The organism is Raoultibacter timonensis, assembly GCF_900240215.1.
Taxonomy (GTDB): domain Bacteria; phylum Actinomycetota; class Coriobacteriia; order Coriobacteriales; family Eggerthellaceae; genus Raoultibacter; species Raoultibacter timonensis.
Genome location: NZ_LT964679.1, coordinates 213,532 through 229,861, shown reverse-complemented (window position 1 = coordinate 229,861; position 16,330 = coordinate 213,532). Strand labels below are relative to the sequence as shown.

Genomic DNA, 16,330 nt, shown 5'->3' with positions numbered 1-16,330 from the left:
CTCCATTATGCTTAAGCGTTATGCGAGACCACACGGCCCTACGCGTTTCCGCCAGCCTTGCTGATGATTTCTTCTGCAACGTTCTTCGGAACCGGCTCATAAGAGTCGAACTGCATCGTGTAGACCGCACGACCCTGCGTACCGCTGCGAAGGTCGGTCGCGTAACCGAACATTTCGCTCAGGGGCACCTTGGCCTTGATGGTCTTCGCGTTGCCGCGATCGCCCATGCCCTGGATCTGACCACGGCGGCTCGAGAGGTTGCCCATAACGTCGCCCATGTACTCTTCCGGCGTCTCGACCTCAACCGACATCATCGGCTCGAGGATAACGGGGCTCGACTTCTTGAGCGCGTCCTTGATGGCCATGGAACCGGCAACCTTGAATGCGGCTTCGGAGGAGTCAACCTCGTGATACGAACCGTCGACGAGCTCGACTTTGATGTCCACAACGGGGTATCCGGCCAGAACGCCCGAGTTGAGCGCTTCCTGGATGCCCTTGTCGATCGGGGTGATGTACTCCTTGGGAACAACGCCGCCCACGATCTTGTTCTCGAACTCGTAGCCCGCGCCCGGCTCCTGGGGAACCAGGTTGATGACCGCATGGCCGTACTGACCGCGACCACCGGACTGGCGGACGAACTTGCCTTCGGCGCCCTGAACCGGCTTGGTGGCCGTTTCGCGGTAGGCAACCTGCGGCTTGCCGACGTTCGCCTCGACCTTGAACTCACGAAGCAGACGGTCGACGATGATCTCCAAGTGGAGCTCGCCCATGCCGGCGATGATGGTCTGGCCGGTTTCCTGGTTCGTGGAAACGCGGAAGGTCGGATCCTCTTCGGCGAGCTTCTGCAGAGCGACGCCCATCTTGTCCTGCTCGGCTTTCGTCTTCGGCTCGACGGCGATGTCGATAACCGGCTCGGCGAATTCCATGGACTCGAGGATGATCGGGTTCTTCTCGTCGCACAGGGTGTCGCCCGTGGAGGTGTCCTTCAACCCGACGACGGCAACGATGTCGCCGGCGGCGCACTCGTCGATGTCGACGCGGTTGTTGGAATGCATCTGCAGCAAGCGGCCGATGCGCTCTTTCTTGCCCTTGCTCGCGTTGAGCACGTACGAACCGGAGTCGAGCTGGCCCGAGTACACGCGAAGGTACGTGAGCTTGCCGACGAACGGGTCGGTCATGATCTTGAACGCCAGCGAAGAGAAGGGAGCCTTCACGTCGGAGGGACGCTCGTCTTCCTCGCCCGTGTCGGGGTTCGTGCCCTTGATGGCGGGGATGTCGACGGGGCTCGGCATGTAATCGACAACCGCGTCGAGCAGCTCCTGCACGCCCTTGTTCTTGTAGGACGAACCCACGAACACAGGATGGATCTTGCAGGCGATCGTGCCCTTGCGGATGGCGGCCTTCAGCTCGTCGACCGTGACGTCTTCCTCCATGAGGACCTTCTCCATGAGGTCGTCGTCGCAGTCGGCGGCAGCCTCGAGCAGCTCCTGATGGCGCATCTCGGCCTCATCGGCGAACTCGGCCGGGATGGCATCCATGGGCTCGGGGTAGGTCATGCCCTTGTCGTCGGCCTTGAAGTCCCATGCGGTCATGGTGACGAGGTCGATGACGCCCCAGAAGTTGTCCTCGGCGCCCATGGGCATCTGCGCGGCAACAGCCGGCGCACCCAGGCGGTCCTTCATCGTCTGGATAGCGTTGAAGAAGTCCGCGCCCACGCGGTCGTACTTGTTGATGTAGGCGATGCGGGGCACGCCGTACTTGCTGGCCTGACGCCATACGGTTTCGGACTGCGGCTGCACACCGGCGACCGCGTCGAACACGGCTACGGCACCGTCGAGAACGCGCAGTGAGCGCTCGACTTCGGCCGTGAAGTCAACGTGGCCGGGCGTGTCGATAATCTGGAAACGATATTCCTTGCCGTTGTCAGCGCCCCCGGGATACTTCCAGAAGCACGTAGTGGCGGCGGCGGTGATGGTCACGCCGCGCTCCTGCTCCTGGACCATCCAGTCCATGGTAGCAGCGCCGTCGTGAACCTCGCCGATCTTGTGGGTCTTGCCCGTGTAGTAGAGGATACGCTCGGTGGTCGTGGTCTTACCGGCGTCGATGTGGGCCATGATGCCGATGTTGCGCGTGTCCTTCAGAGGTAAAATTGCCATTCTCGATACCGCCCTTCTTAGAAGCGATAGTGCGAGAATGCACGGTTGGACTCGGCCATCTTGTAGAGATCCTCGCGCTTCTTGACCGAAGCGCCGGTGTTCTCGGCAGCATCCATGATCTCGGCGGCGAGGCGCTCTTTCATGGTGTGCTCCTTACGCTTGCGCGAGAAGTCCACCATCCAACGGATGGCGAGCGTGGTGGCGCGACGGGAGTTGACCTCCATCGGCACCTGGTAGGTGGCACCGCCGACACGCTTCGGCTTGACTTCGAGGGTGGGGCGCACGTTGTCCATGGCCTTCTTGAACACGGCCAGCGGATCGCCGCCGGTCTTCTTCTCGATGATGTCGAAAGCACCATAGACGATACCCTCGGCGACGGACTTCTTGCCGTCGAGGAGGACTTTGTTGATCAGCTGCGTGACCAAGCGGTTGTTGTACGTTGCATCCGGCTGCACTTCGCGGCGGATTGCTGCTGCACGACGCGGCATTCTTTCTCCTTTTCCTGTCTGCGCGCTTCGGGGCTCATGCCCATTAGGCCGATCGGCCCGCGCGACTTAACGATTGCTAGTTCTTGGGCCTTTTGGCGCCGTAGCGGCTGCGGGCCTGACGACGGTTGTCAACGGCGGCGCAGTCGAGCGCAGCACGGATGACCTTGTAGCGAACACCCGGGAGGTCCTTAACGCGGCCGCCGCGCAGAAGCACCATCGAGTGCTCCTGGAGGTTGTGGCCGACGCCCGGGATGTAGGCGGTCACTTCCATGCCGTTGACGAGGCGAACACGGCAGACCTTGCGAAGTGCCGAATTCGGCTTTTTCGGGGTGGTGGTGAACACACGGGTGCACACGCCACGTTTCTGCGGGTTGCCCTTCAGCGCCGGCGTCTTGCTCTTCTCGGCCGAATGCTGGCGGCCCTTGCGGACCAGCTGGTTGATTGTAGGCAAAGCTGTACTCCTTCTACCTTTTCCGTTTCGACTGCCTATACTGTATATATAGGTAGTCGCTCTTTCCTATATTTCGAGTGCGTTCAGCTGTTACGCACACGAAAAATCGCGCCCCTTAGAGACGCGAACGAGAACTTTATCATCCCCCAACAGGCTTGTCAAACGCCACGCATCCGGGTGTATCTATAGATGTGAGTTTATATTTCCACTGGTAAAAGGCGCTATTCGCTAGCCGATTCTGCAAATCGGCATCTTTTTTGAAATACTTTCACCACAACGACGGTGGCGAGACGCCGTCTGCATGCGCCTGATTCCTCGCGCTCATTCGCCCATCGGCCATTGCGCGCCTCCTTCGCCGTGCAGTAAAGCATCCACAAACCCCTAATCATCGTCGCAGCCATCGATCTCGAAGCGCGTCACTAAATCGATGAGTTCTGATTTCGAATGGATATTGAGCTTTTGGTAGATATGCCGCCTATGGGTGATCGCCGTTCCCTCTGAAATGAACAGCTCATCCTGAACGCGGCTCAAACCGTGTCCTCGAGCAAGAATCGAAAGCACATCCGACTCGCGACCGGTGAGCCCGTAGGCCTTGACCGCCATAGAGACTTTTTCGTTCAACGGAAAATCGACCTCGTCGGTTTCGCCCACCGCAACCGATGCCTTCCGGTACGCCCGAGCAAGGCTACCGCGCGTTACCACAGTATTCGACCCGATCAGCCCCAAAGCCATCGCAACGATTGCCGCAACGTTAATATAGAAGTTGGGAGTCGGATCAATCAGCTCGACAACCCATGCAACGCAGTATCCGATCGCAGCTCCAGCAGCCAACCCGCACACGCCTATACCGACAGTCAGAAACGCCGGCACATGCAAGATCGCCGCTGCCTCGCGTAGCACCCCGGGCGCTATGCCGAGAAAGCACCATAGCGCCAACGTCGAAAACCAGAAGGCGAACTTGAGTGAAAAATCGCTGCCGGGATCGAACGGAAAAAACGCAATCAGCACAGGGATCGCAACGAAACGGTAGGCGAATACGAAATCCCACGTTTTCCGTACCGCCCGTCCGGCCGCAAGCAGCAACGCGGCCACGGCTATCCCCGCAAAGCCGAACATCCAAGTAAACCAGCTGGCCTGACCATGGGGGGCAATAGAGAACTGCATGATCATCATCGAGAACAGCACGCCAAACAAACCGAGAGAAACCGCGATCCTGCAATACGCCTGCCCCAATCCGCTAACTGGGCGCTGGTGCTCCATCGCTTCCCCGCACGCCGAAGCAAACCCGTAGCAGACAGCAGACAAGACAGAGAGAGCTGCCGTAGCGAACAGCAGCACCGAGTTCGCCCCTGCCTGCTGGGCGAAAGCAGCGAGAGCACAGCAAGCGATGACCACCGAAAAAGCGACGCCGGCAAGCGCCTTTCCCGCCAAGCGGCCAATAACGAGGCTCCATGTCATGACCATCAGGCTATTGCCAAACCCCAAGAGGAAGCCGACAAGAGCAAACAGCAGTCCCATCTTGTTCGACGCAAGGCCATCGAAAAGAAGGAGCATCGCCGTCCCGAGGCACGTCAGAAGAGCGCCGACGAAAGCCCCGTAGATTCCTGACGTCTGTGCACCTCTCGCCCTGAGCAAGGAAAACATTGCGGCAGAGATTGCGCAGGTGCTCAGATACGGCAAAACAAGCGCAGAAAGACCGCCGAGGGAAAGGGCGCTTGCTCGATACACATCTGAAAGCAGACCGATGATCGGCATCCATGCTTGCGCCCCGATCAAACCCACAACGCACGCGATCGGCAGAAGGCGGCCTCTGGCGAAAGCTCGACCTTCGCTGGACGCGACGTTCGCCCCGTCGATTTCCAGACGGGTATTCTTCGCTTTAGGGTTCCCCATTAGATCCTCCCATAGCACGCGGCTTCGGAATGACCGCTGCAGCCGCATCAAAGTATAGCAACATTTCCAATCGAATAGATTCGCCTCCCTGCGCATTTCCGCTGGCAAAAAGCATTTCATATGAAACAGATGATGCGTACCATCCGAAATCATCCGCGCCGTCAACGAGAAGCATCGCTTTCGGATGATGAAAAGCGCAGCCGAATCGCCGATGCTTCGACCCGCATCAGACGAACCGCTGCCACTGCGGAGGAAGTGGCCGCACGAACCGACGAGGGGACGTTCATGAAAAACGGAAACCTATCAGCTCAATCACCGAGCAAAACGCTTATCGCCATCTTCGTGGTGATCGTAATCGCAACCGCAGCAGCATGCGTATACGGATGCGCACCCAAAGAGACATCCGAGCAGACAACGGCTCAGAGCGCCGAAGAAGCCCCCGTGATGCAGGGTGAATTCTCGTTTTCTGCAGATTCCAACTGCGCAACATGTCACGAAACCGAAGGCGGGTCGATGACGGACGGCAATTGTCCCGCGGCAAACCACGCAGCGCAATCCTGCATCGACTGCCATACCGACATCGACGGGCTCACCTCCGTGCATGACGGCGTCGCATACGGCGACAAGACGGCGAAGCGCCTGAAGAAAACCGTAGTGGACGAGGCAACCTGCCTGACAGACGTATGCCACGGAAGCTACGAGGCTCTTGCAGAAAAGACGGCATCGAGCACGATCCTGACCGACAACGACGGAACCACCGTCAATCCCCACGATATGCCGGTAAACGAAGACCACGAGACGATCGATTGCGGCAGCTGCCACGACATGCACGCTTCCGACGATATCGCGAAAACAGCTCAAAAGGCGTGTCAAAGCTGCCATCACATGGGCACATACGAGTGCTATACGTGCCACGAATAGCCAACGGCCCCATCGCATTCCGAGCAAAAAAGCGCTCCCTCGCATGTAACGGCATGCGATGCGGGCCCGCTCAACGGCAATCGCACGCCTCTCTGAGACGTGTAGAGAACAGCAGATACAACAAGGAGGAATCATGAAAGATGGAATATCAAGGCGCAACTTCCTCAAGGGGTCGGCACTCGCCGCAGCAGGCGTAGCGGGTGCAGCCGCCCTATCGGGTTGCACCGCGCAAGCCGAGGAGACCACGCCAAGCTGGATGCCGACTGCATGGGACTACGAAACAGACGTCCTCGTAATCGGATACGGCGGAGCGGGCCTCTGGGCCGGCATCACCGCCTACGACGAGGGATCGCAGGTCATGTACTTGGAAAAAGCTCCCTTCCGAGGAGGCGGATCGTCCTCGATCAACATGGGGCAGTGGACCGCTCCCCACGACGCTGACGCAGCGGCACAATTCGCTTTCGAAGCGTTCCACGGGCAGACGCCGAAAGAGGTCTGTCAGGCGTGGGCAGAAGAGGCCGTACTGAACCCCGACTATGCCGACGAATACGGCCTCGAATATACGCTCGGGGAAACGCCGCGCGCCGAATACGACATTTTTACGGGATTCGAGGAGATGTACGTAGGGTCGGGAACCGGCTACGGCAAGGCTTTTTTCGAGGCGATGGACCAGCATCGCCAGGATCGCGGTATCGAGGTCCTGTTCGATTGTCACGACGAAGAGCTCATTCAAAACCCTGAAACGAAAGAAATCATTGGATGCTACACGCTTATCGGCGAAGACGGCGATAAGAAAGCAGTCAAGGCTTCAAAAGGCGTCATCTTGTGCACGGGCGGATTCGAGTTTAACTACGAACTGCAAGAGAAATACCTCAAATGCTATCCCATGAAGGGCTTTTACGGCTGGAAGTACAATACGGGCGACGGTATCAAAATGACGCAGAAGGTTGGAGCGGATCTCTGGCACATGCAGCAGGTCTGCGGCGGGGACGACGCATGGTTCGATGATCCCGAAATCGTTCCCGGCGGCGTATCCGTGGCAAGCCCCACCCCAAACTACATCAAAGTGAGCAGGCTCGGGGAGCGCTGGGGCAACGAGGAGGTATTCAGCCCTCACGGTGGCTGGAAACCCTATGCGAACTTCGATGAGGAGATCTGCGACTTCGACCGAATTCCTTCGTGGTACATCTTCGACCACACGTCTTTTTCCGGAGGCAGCTGGGGCGGAATGGTCGGCGGCGCAGCAACGGCTAACGGAGGCATGGGCATCGGCTACATGACCGAAGATCTCGATCCCGAACTCGGCGGTTGGGCAGGTTGGTCCGCTGACAACCAGTGGGAACTCGAACGCGGATGGATCACATCCGGCGAGACAATCGAAGAACTAGCCGCCAACATCGCCGCCAGCAAGTGGGACGACAAAATGGATGTCGAAAAGCTCAAAGCGTCGATCGCGCGTTGGAACGAATTGTGCGAAGCTGGAACGGACGATGATTTCGGACGCGCCGAATTGGCGAAGATCGAAACCGGCCCGTTTTATGCAATTCCGCTCTATCCCGGCATCTGCAATACGATCGGCGGAGCAAGGCGAAACGAAAACGCCAACGTAGTCGATCCTGACGGCAAGCCGATCCCCCGCCTGTATTCCGCGGGATCGTTCGGCAACATGAACGGGCACACCTACGCCATCACCGGTGGCAACGGCTCAGAGAATTGGTGCGTCGGGCGCATCGCCGGCAGACATGCCGCCTCACTCGAAGCGTGGGATGCAGCCGAAAGCAAATAGCGCGCAGCAAGCGATCTCGTCTATTGCGGACGGGACCGCACGTCAAGGCCTTCCGTTCACGTTCCTGAACGGAAGGCGTCGAAGGAAACCACTATGCCGAACTTTGAACTCTCCGTCCCGTACAACGGAAGCACCGAAACGCTCGATGAACTCATCGCACTGAAGGAATGCGGCGGCAATCGCATTCGCGAGATATATCTCAACGCTCCGCAATCGATTGCGGGATCGGGTCGCGTCGGCGAAAAGACGACCGAGGAAGATTTCACGAGCGCGGTAGAGCACATTCGCCAAGCGGGCATTCGAGTAGACATCACCATGAATTCAACCTGCGATGGCTCTGCTTGGTACAGCGCGGAAACGCTTACTCGGCAAATCGGGTTTATCCGACGCATGCACGAAGACCATGGCGTAGAGGCCGTCACGCTCGCAAACCCGTTCTTGATCGAACACGCACGAAAAGCCTGCCCCGACCTCGAGATCAGCGCCTCCGTTCTTTCCGACATCGATTGCTTTTCACGGGCCGAGTCCTTCGCTCGAGCCGGCGCCAACACGATAACCGTCGATACGGCCATCAACAAGAACCTCAAGCTCCTTCGGCATATCGTCGAGCGCCTCGGCGTCGAAATCAAGCTTATGGTGAACGAGGGATGCCTCGACAAGTGCCCGTACCGCAAGTTTCACATGAACTATATCTCCCATCGTTCGAAAGATATGGATTCCGAGGGGACATCGTTTTCGTTCGCTTGCGGAAACATCACCAAACAAGACCCTGGACAGGTTTTCAAATCAAACTGGATTCGGCCGGAAGATCTCCATCGATACGAGAAGATCACACGGTTCTTCAAAATCGTTGGGCGCGACATGCTGCCGAGCAAGGTGATCCGATGCGCAAAAGCGTATCTCAACGAATCCTACAACGGAAACCTGTTCGATATCCTCTGCAGCAGCATTGGATACTACGGTATCGAATACAGCGCGCACATCGACAACAAATCCCTTGACCAAACGTCTTTCTTCAAGCGCACGGCAACGTGCAACCGTCAGTGCCACACCTGCACCTATTGCGATGACCTCGCAAAGCAGCTGCTCGGATACGGATGGATTACCAGGGAAAACCTCGAAGACCTCGGACAATACGACATGATCGAAGCCATCGAAGCTCAGTTTGGGGGAAGCTACCCCCTCTGCCCTCGCTACACGGACAAACCGACCGGACAGCAATACGCAACCACTCGCCAGAACAGCAACAAACCATTCAGGAGGAACGATGTCACGCCAAATAAGAACTTGGCACGAGCATGATACGGACGAGGAACCACCTCGTCGCTGGGATGTGCACATAAACGGCAAGGCCGTTCCAGGCGGCTACATTATCCAAAAAAGCGACGACGCCTTCGAAATACACTACCCGCACCTCGAACCCAAAACATTCGCTTCCCTTGACGAGGCTAAGCGGCGCATAGAGCTCGCACCTCCCATTATGCGAGGAGATCTGGCCGTTGCCCACCCGGTCGCCGACGACGATACCGAGCTTTTGTCAGCAGAAGAAGCGGGCGAGCTGCTCGGAGCGAGCCGATACCGAATCAACGCCATGGTCGCAAACGGCGTTCTGGCAGGAAAGCGCTCCGGGGGCAAAACCTTCGTGAGCCGAGAATCCGTCGAAGCGCGGATTGCCCATCAAGAACCAGTCGGACCGATTGGAAAATTTGCCCATACCTTTATCTGCTATTACCCCGACAGCGGCGCAACCCCTTGGATCATGGCCGAGGTCGATCCGCACGATTCCTGTCAGCTCGACGACGCGAAACGCTTTCTCCAATCAATTGCAGACGGAGAAATTCCCGGTCAAGCAGATGCGTTCGACTATCGACGCGCTATGGCCCTCCGGGCGAAAGCGCGTCGCGAGCACGGCGAAACAGCAGACTTCACCGATCCGATTCCGATCAAAGAGCTTATCGCGCGGTTTCAACCCTCAGCCTGCACCGATTCGCATCTTACCCCTATGCAGGCCTAACCGCAGAACTCCGCGACGATCTTCTCGATGAAGCGCTTCGTGCCGACGATATCGGCAACGGCGATACGCTCGTCAACCGAATGGAAGGCCGTCATGCCGATGCCGAGCGTGACGGCCTTCGCGCCCTTCGTACCGAGCAGGTTGGCATCCGCTCCCCCGCCCGAAACGGTCGTCTTGGGCTCGAGGCCCGCAGCACGCGCCGCCGAAAAGAGCTTCTCGACGATCGGATCCTGCTCGTCGAAGAGCACGCCCGGATAGTCGACGCGCCAATCGATGTCCACCGATCCCCCGAAGCGCTCGGCAGCCGCGGTCAGCGCCTCGGTCATGTGGTCGCGCTGGGCGTTCACGCGATCCTCGAAAAGCGATCGGCACTCCCCGTCGACCGAACACGCATCGGCTACGATGTTGACCTCGCGCCCCCCGCGGATCATGCCGATGTTGGCCGTGGTGCACTCGTCGATACGACCGAGCCTCATAGCCGAGATGGCCGCTGCCGCCATCTGGATGGCCGAGACGCCCGCCTCGGGCTCTACGCCCGCATGGGCCGCCCTGCCCGCGAAGGTCGCCCGAAGCGTATAGTGGAAGGGTGCGCCGAGCACGATCGACCCGGGTGCCCCATCCGCATCGAACACGAAGCAGGGCACCGTGCCGTCGAACAGATCGGAGTCGAGCGCACCAGCACCGAGCAGGCTCAGCTCCTCGCACACCGTGAGCACGACCGTGATGTCGGGACGCGGCGCACCGGATGCGACAACGGCGGCAAGCCCCTCGATGATGGCGGCAACGCCTGCCTTGTCATCCGCCCCGAGCACGGTATCCCCCGCCGAACGCACAACGTCGTTTTCGATAACCGGTTCTACGCCGCAGCACGGGCTCACGCAGTCCATATGGGCCGAAAGCGCGATGTGCCCGGGCGCCGTGCCCGGAAGATGCGCGATCAGGTTACCGGTATCCGAACCCGTCGCCTCCCGCGTATCGTCGACGCGGGTGCTGAACCCAAGCTCCTCGAGACGCCGCTTGCAATACGCGGCGACCTGGGCCTCGCTGCGCGAGGGGCTGTCGATGCGCACGAGATCGAAGAACGTTTCGAGTACGGCAGCAGCGCAAGCCTCTGCGCTCGCAGCCGCATCGGACATCGGCGGTTCGCCCAATGCGCTCTCGTCAGTTGACGTTATGCTGTCTGCGGTGGTATCCATATGCTTCAGTCCTTAGCTCGTGCAGTCGCATGCAAACGGTCGGAAAACGGTTCGAAAGCCCGCCTTGCACCGTCGTTCGGTTACCACCATTATAGACAAAGACGAAGGATTGGAGTTCCCGTGTTCAAAGACGCCGTAATCCAAAACAGAACCTGCCGCAGGTTCCTCGAAGGCGAGCGCATCCCGCACGAGCTGCTCGTGGAGTTCGTCGACACCGCGCGGCTCGTCCCCTCAAGCGGCAACAAACAGCCGCTCAAGTATCTGATCGTCAGCGATCCGGCTGCATGCGCAAGCGTGTTCGACTGCCTCTCGTGGGCGGCTGCGCTTCCCGATTGGCCGGGACCCGGCGAGGGCGAGCGCCCGACCGGCTACATCGTCATGCTACACGACGAAAGCCTGGTCATGGGAGATCTGTTCACCGCATGGGATGAGGGAATCGCCCTGCAGACGATCATGCTCGCCGCGCGAAGCGCCGGCTTTGCCGCCTGCCCGATCGGCGCATTCAAGAAGAAGAGCCTCGCCGATGCGCTCGGAATCGACCGAGCGACGTTCGCGCCCGACCTCGTTATCGCCCTCGGCAAGCCCGCAGAGCACGTCGTCGTCGAAGACATGCCAGCTAACGGCTCCCCCGCCTACTGGCGCGACGAAGCCCGCGTGCACCACGTACCGAAGCGCTCGCTCGAAGAAGTGCTGCTGGAAAAGTAAGCCGACGATGAGCCCCTATTCGAAGACGCGGATCACGGCAACCGTTGCGGTGCCCCGATCCGATGGAGAAACCGTCGGTTTTGGCAGAAAAATCGATCTGTGCCAAATGATAATATAATACATTTCGGTTGCAGCGGCTTTCGAGAATTCGCGACCTGGTGTTTCTCCGCGATCCGCCGCTTCAGCAATCATGTATTCGATTCCCTTATTGACACAAGTCGAAATCTCTGCCACATTACGGCATATTCGCCGATAAGCCGCTATTGGCACGCATCTGCTCGAATCCTTAAAGAACAGATCGCCATCGGGTGCCGTACGCAGGCCGCATCGATTCCAGCTGCGCCCGCAGAGCAGCATGTTCGCTGTTCAATCGGAACGCACGCATCCTGTTCGACAGCCCAACCGATTTCCTACGCGTCGCTGCGCGAATCGGGCTGCCCATTCGGCGCCGATGCCGCACGTCATACCCAACACCCAAGACGCTCGCCCGGCCTCGAACAGCTTCGCTTCAGTTCCGGGCGGCCTTTGCGCGATCGGCGATAACGGCAGCCAGCGAAGGCAGCTCGCTTTTCTCGAAGCGGTACGGCACCGCCTGCAGCGTATCGCCGCCTGAAGGATCGTCCCGCTCAACGCGGACAAACGCGAACTCGACCGACTCGAACCCCTGGTTCAGCACGGCGTACGCATAGCACTGCGCCTGCAGCAGGTGCTTCTCATGCAGCTGCTCGTCGGTTTCGGCATTGTTTCCGCCCGTCTTGTAATCGACGACGAAGGCGCAGGCGCCGTCGTCTGTGCACAGAAGATCGATCTCGCCCTCGAGGCACCCTGCGCCTGCGACCATCACGCTGAACGGAACCTCGGCATCATGGCGCCGCATGCCGAGCGCTTTTGCGCAAACCCGCGACGAGAACCAGCGGTCCACAGCGCGGTGCAGTCGATCGACGTCCTTGATGCCGTACGTCGCCTCGATCGCGCCGATGCGCGAGCGGGCGAAACCGATCGAGTGCAGCGCGGCAAGCTGGGCGAGCCGATGGAAGGCGGAACCCAAGTCGGTCGCCTTGTCGGCGTCGGACGCAAACGCCTCGGGCGGCAACACGGGTTCGGCGAAATCCGGATCGTGCGCTTCGGCGATCGACGAATACGAGAAGAGCCCCGCAGCCCCCCGAAGAGCCGAGCGCGTTCCGAGCAGCGAAAACGGCTCGACATCGGGGATGCTCACCGTTCCCAACCTTCCAAGATCGGCGCACGTTCCCGCCTGCTGGCACGTCGGGTCCCCGGCCTCCCGCTCGCCCTCGGCAACCACCGCAACCCGTACGAACTCGGCAGGCTCGCTTCCGCCGTACTCGAAAGAAGCGTTCTCGGACGGGAAAAGCCCCTCGCCGCAGAACGCCGAACGGATATCGTCGAGGGTGCCGCGATAGGCTTTGTACGGATCGGTTTTCTGCTCCTTGATGCCCATCACTACGCACAGCGCCTCCTTGGCGCGCGTCGCACCCACGTAGAACAGGCGACGCTCCTCGGCGTCTTCCTCGATGCGCGAAACCCGTTTGAGCGAAGCGTGGTAGTCGAGCAGCCCTGTTGCCGTGCGGGGATCCTCGCCCGCAGGGGCGGCGTACGGCTTTCCCTGCGCCTTGGCCGAAAGCGAACCCTTGGCGGGCAACGAAGAGGGCGCTGCGAGCGAGAGGTACGTGCTGTTTCCCATCGTCTCGGCCACGAGCTTTCCCGAAGGGCCCGAGGGGCCTTTCGCAAACCGGGCGAGCGCCACGACGGGAAACTCCAGGCCCTTCGAAGCATGGATGGTCATGATCTTCACGGCCTCTTGCCCATCGGCCGAAAGCGCGCCGGGCGCCTCCTTCATGCCGGCGGCGATCATCGCCGAAAACTCCGCGGAACAGCGGGAGATGCCGAAACCCTTGTCGCGCTCCATCGATTCAACGAACCGTACGGCCTTGAGCACGTTGGCGATGCGCGCCGAGCCCTCGGCTCCCTGGGCTTCAAGACGCGCGATCCATCCCGAATCGAGCAGCACGTCCATGAGCGCTCTCGACGGCGGATTGTAGCGGATTTCCATCTGGGCTTTCTGCATGAGCAGCACCGCATGGCGCAGGCCCGCCGAAAGTTCGTCGATGCGGTCGGACAGCGCCGCGAACCCCTTGCTGAGATCGCGCTTGATAGGGATGCCGTTCGCCTCGTCGAAGCCGGTTGCGAGTTCGAGCATATCGTCGGCCGAAAGCTCGAACATAGGGCTGGTCAATACCTCGAAGAGCGCTTGGGTATCGCCCATGTCGGCAAGCACGCGAAGCAGGCGCTCGACGACCTTCACCTCGGGGGATTTATGGAACAGCGAACCGCCTGCGATGATGCACGGGAAGCCCTCGTCGCGGATAGCTTGGGCGTACACCTCGGCGAACGCCATGCGACCGAGCAACACGGCCATATCGGAAAGCGGATGGCCCGCTTCGTGCATTTCACGGAAATATGCAGCGATCGCCCGCGCTTCGGCTTCCACGAGATCGGCCGTCTTGCCCGGCAGGCCCTGGGGAACCGTAGCCGCCACGAGTTGGATGCGCGGCTTCGCGGAGCGGTAGCCGCTTCCATCGTATACCGCCGTCAGATCGAGGAAATCGCCTCCGAACACCTGGTCCTGGGAGCAGACGGCACGCACGAACGCGAGCACGTCGGCGTGGCTCCTGAAGTTGCGGGACAGCTTGAGCAGCGTCGGCTCGCCGCCACCGACACGGACCTCGTCGGTTTCCAGCCCCGCGCGAAACGCCTTGTACACGTTCACATCGGCACCGCGAAACCGGTAGATGCTCTGCTGGGCGTCGCCGACGGTGCACAGGTAGCGCAGGCCCTCGCCCGCCAGATGGCGGACGATCTCGATCTGCAGCTGGCTCGTATCCTGGAACTCGTCGACCATCACAAGCCGGAAGCGATCGCGGTACTCGCGTGCGATCTCTTCGCGGGAAAGCGCATCGAGCGCGAGTTTGAGCAGGTCGTCGTTGTCGAGCACGCCTTGCGAGCGCTTGCTCGCCTCGTACACGCTCTGGGCTCGCCTGGCGAGCGCGAGCAGATCGCCCAGAAGCGGGCGTGCCTTCGCGAGGAACGCCTCCTGCGCAACGCCCGCATGAACGTTCTGGTAGTACTCGGTTTCCTCCGCTGGGCACCCGCGCTTGCCGAGGAACTCGCACGCATCGAGCACGGCGATGAGGCCGTCGAGCGTTTTGTCGCCCGATTCGAGGAACTCCTGCAAGGCTTGGACGGCATCGAGCGCGAACGCGCGGTTCTTCTCGAGAGAAGCCGTCTGCTTGGTGCCTTCGTAGGAAGCGAGCAGCTCCTCATATGCGATAAGGAGCCGTTTCGCCAACTCCGTGGGCGGCGCCGGATCCGGTCCCGTCTCGAACCCGTCGAAGCCCCTCACCATGCCCGCCGCCTTCGCGATGAGCTCTTCGACCATCGCCGATATCGACGATCCTCCGAACCCGCTGCTGCGCGCGGGAAACGCCTCGAACAGCGCATCGAATTCGGAGCGGCTCACGATTTCAGAACCTTCCCCGATCACCTCGTTCACGGCAGCGTCGATCATCTCCTGGCGATCCAAGCCGTCGATGACCGCGAACCCGGGATCGAGCCCGAGCTCGAGCGCATGGGCGCGCAGTATCCGCGAACACATGCCGTGGATGGTCGATATCCACGCGGAATCAACCTTGAGCGCAGGTTCGAACAGGCCGTTCGCGCGCAGTGTCGACCGTACGCGGCTTTTGATCTCGGATGCGGCCTTATCGGTGAAGGTGATGGCGAGCACCTGGTCTATGTCGTCGATCCCCGAGTTCGATTCAGGCGAAAGGGCGTAGGCGATGCGTTGCGAGAGCGTGAACGTCTTCCCCGATCCGGCGCCTGCCGAGATGTCGACCGGTCCGACAAGCTGTTCGATGCAGAGCTTCTGCTCGCTCGTGTAGGATACCGAGCCCATCACTCGTCTCCCTCGCTCCGACGCTGCAGGGCATCGCGCACGCTGCAGACGGTAACCGGGCAGTACGTGCAGGCGTCTTCGTCGCGCGGACACGCAGGGATATCGCCGGCAAGCAGCGATTCGAGGCGGATGGCCACGGCCTCCTCGACGCGATCGAGCAGCTCTGCGAAACCGAGCGTTCCGCACGTAGCGGCATCGATGCCGAGCAGGTCCTTCTCGGGGTCGAGCAGCGCATGGTCGAACGAGCCTGCGATGCCCTCGTCTTTGCCGTACGAAAGGTAGAGCGCGCCCACCGGCTCGAGGCCCATGGTCTTGCGCACGGCCTGCGCGTAGATGAGCGTCTGCACCTTGCGGGGCAGAGCGGGGGGTGCATCCGCCTTTTCCCTCAGCGCATAGGACCTGCCTACGGCACCCTTGTAATCGACGACCACCGCACGGCCGTATCCGTCCACGTCGACGCGGTCGATCGTCCCGTTCACCTTGAAGCCCGCATATTCGAAGGCTCCCTGTTTCCGGCCGAAGCTCACCTCGCCGTCGAGAGGAGCGAACCCGGGCAGAAGCCTCGCCTCGCGATCGAGGTAGCCGACGAGTTTGCGCTTGAGATCGTCGACCTCGCGCCGCTCCAGATCGTCGAGCGCGACGAGCGCCGTCGCATCGCCGACGAGCGTCGCGTCGTATGCGAGCTGATCGTCGAACACGCGCTCGAGGATACGGCGAGCCCGCGGCAGCGTATCGGCGGTGACCTTC

13 protein-coding genes are annotated in these 16,330 nt (G+C 60.5%); 5 read left to right on the top strand and 8 right to left on the bottom strand.

Translation table 11 applies throughout. The annotated features are described in order from the left end of the window. Nucleotides 1-38 precede the first annotated feature (38 nt). From fusA to C1722_RS00930, 4 genes are all read right to left on the bottom strand, one after another. A complete protein-coding gene (gene fusA, locus C1722_RS00945) occupies nucleotides 39-2,156 on the bottom strand; it encodes an elongation factor G (protein WP_102377597.1) in 2,118 nt (705 codons plus the stop codon). 17 nt (nucleotides 2,157-2,173) lie between these two features. Next, nucleotides 2,174-2,644, bottom strand: coding sequence for a 30S ribosomal protein S7 (gene rpsG, locus C1722_RS00940; RefSeq protein ID WP_102377596.1), 471 nt, complete (start codon nucleotides 2,642-2,644; stop codon nucleotides 2,174-2,176). A gap of 76 nt (nucleotides 2,645-2,720) precedes the next feature. Then, nucleotides 2,721-3,095 (bottom strand): 30S ribosomal protein S12, encoded by a 375-nt coding sequence (rpsL, locus tag C1722_RS00935; protein ID WP_102377595.1) that lies wholly within the window; start codon nucleotides 3,093-3,095, stop codon nucleotides 2,721-2,723. A 381-nt stretch (nucleotides 3,096-3,476) separates the two neighbouring features. Further along, nucleotides 3,477-4,988 carry a helix-turn-helix transcriptional regulator gene (locus C1722_RS00930; RefSeq protein ID WP_219724261.1) on the bottom strand — a complete coding sequence of 504 codons (1,512 nt, stop codon included), beginning with the start codon at nucleotides 4,986-4,988 and terminating at the stop codon, nucleotides 3,477-3,479. 120 nt (nucleotides 4,989-5,108) lie between these two features. Between C1722_RS00930 and C1722_RS00925 the strand changes: the two genes are divergently transcribed. From C1722_RS00925 to C1722_RS16780, 4 genes are all read left to right on the top strand, one after another. After that, nucleotides 5,109-5,909: a cytochrome c3 family protein gene (locus tag C1722_RS00925; RefSeq protein ID WP_180994967.1), complete on the top strand. Its 801-nt coding sequence runs from the start codon at nucleotides 5,109-5,111 to the stop codon at nucleotides 5,907-5,909. 133 nt (nucleotides 5,910-6,042) lie between these two features. Beyond that, the gene (locus C1722_RS00920; RefSeq protein WP_244902398.1) at nucleotides 6,043-7,695 is read left to right on the top strand and encodes an FAD-dependent oxidoreductase; all 1,653 of its coding nucleotides are present in this window, start codon (nucleotides 6,043-6,045) and stop codon (nucleotides 7,693-7,695) included. A gap of 93 nt (nucleotides 7,696-7,788) precedes the next feature. Then, entirely contained in the window at nucleotides 7,789-8,997 is a 1,209-nt protein-coding gene (locus tag C1722_RS00915) for a U32 family peptidase (protein WP_102377592.1), read from the top strand. Nucleotides 8,998-9,286: 289 nt separating this feature from the next. Continuing rightward, nucleotides 9,287-9,709 (top strand): hypothetical protein, encoded by a 423-nt coding sequence (locus C1722_RS16780; RefSeq protein WP_180994966.1) that lies wholly within the window; start codon nucleotides 9,287-9,289, stop codon nucleotides 9,707-9,709. Here C1722_RS16780 and C1722_RS00905 read toward each other — a convergent pair. Then, complete coding sequence (locus tag C1722_RS00905; RefSeq protein WP_244902397.1) at nucleotides 9,706-10,905, bottom strand: M20/M25/M40 family metallo-hydrolase; 1,200 nt, start codon at nucleotides 10,903-10,905, stop codon at nucleotides 9,706-9,708. The two genes, C1722_RS16780 and C1722_RS00905, sit on opposite strands and share 4 nt — an antisense overlap. 120 nt (nucleotides 10,906-11,025) lie before the next feature. On the opposite strand from C1722_RS00905, the gene C1722_RS00900 reads away from it, so the two are divergent. Then, nucleotides 11,026-11,610 (top strand): nitroreductase family protein, encoded by a 585-nt coding sequence (locus tag C1722_RS00900; RefSeq protein ID WP_244902396.1) that lies wholly within the window; start codon nucleotides 11,026-11,028, stop codon nucleotides 11,608-11,610. A 15-nt stretch (nucleotides 11,611-11,625) separates the two neighbouring features. Here C1722_RS00900 and C1722_RS16775 read toward each other — a convergent pair whose 3' ends face one another. The 3 genes from C1722_RS16775 to C1722_RS00890 form a co-directional block, all read right to left on the bottom strand. Next, nucleotides 11,626-11,802 (bottom strand): hypothetical protein, encoded by a 177-nt coding sequence (locus tag C1722_RS16775; RefSeq protein ID WP_180994965.1) that lies wholly within the window; start codon nucleotides 11,800-11,802, stop codon nucleotides 11,626-11,628. A gap of 316 nt (nucleotides 11,803-12,118) precedes the next feature. Then, nucleotides 12,119-15,583, bottom strand: a complete 3,465-nt coding sequence (locus C1722_RS00895) for a UvrD-helicase domain-containing protein (RefSeq protein ID WP_102377589.1) — start codon at nucleotides 15,581-15,583, stop codon at nucleotides 12,119-12,121. Next, nucleotides 15,583-16,330, bottom strand: a 748-nt coding sequence (locus C1722_RS00890; protein ID WP_180994964.1) for a PD-(D/E)XK nuclease family protein, incomplete at its 5' end; no start/stop codon positions are given. The genes C1722_RS00890 and C1722_RS00895, both read right to left, overlap by 1 nt.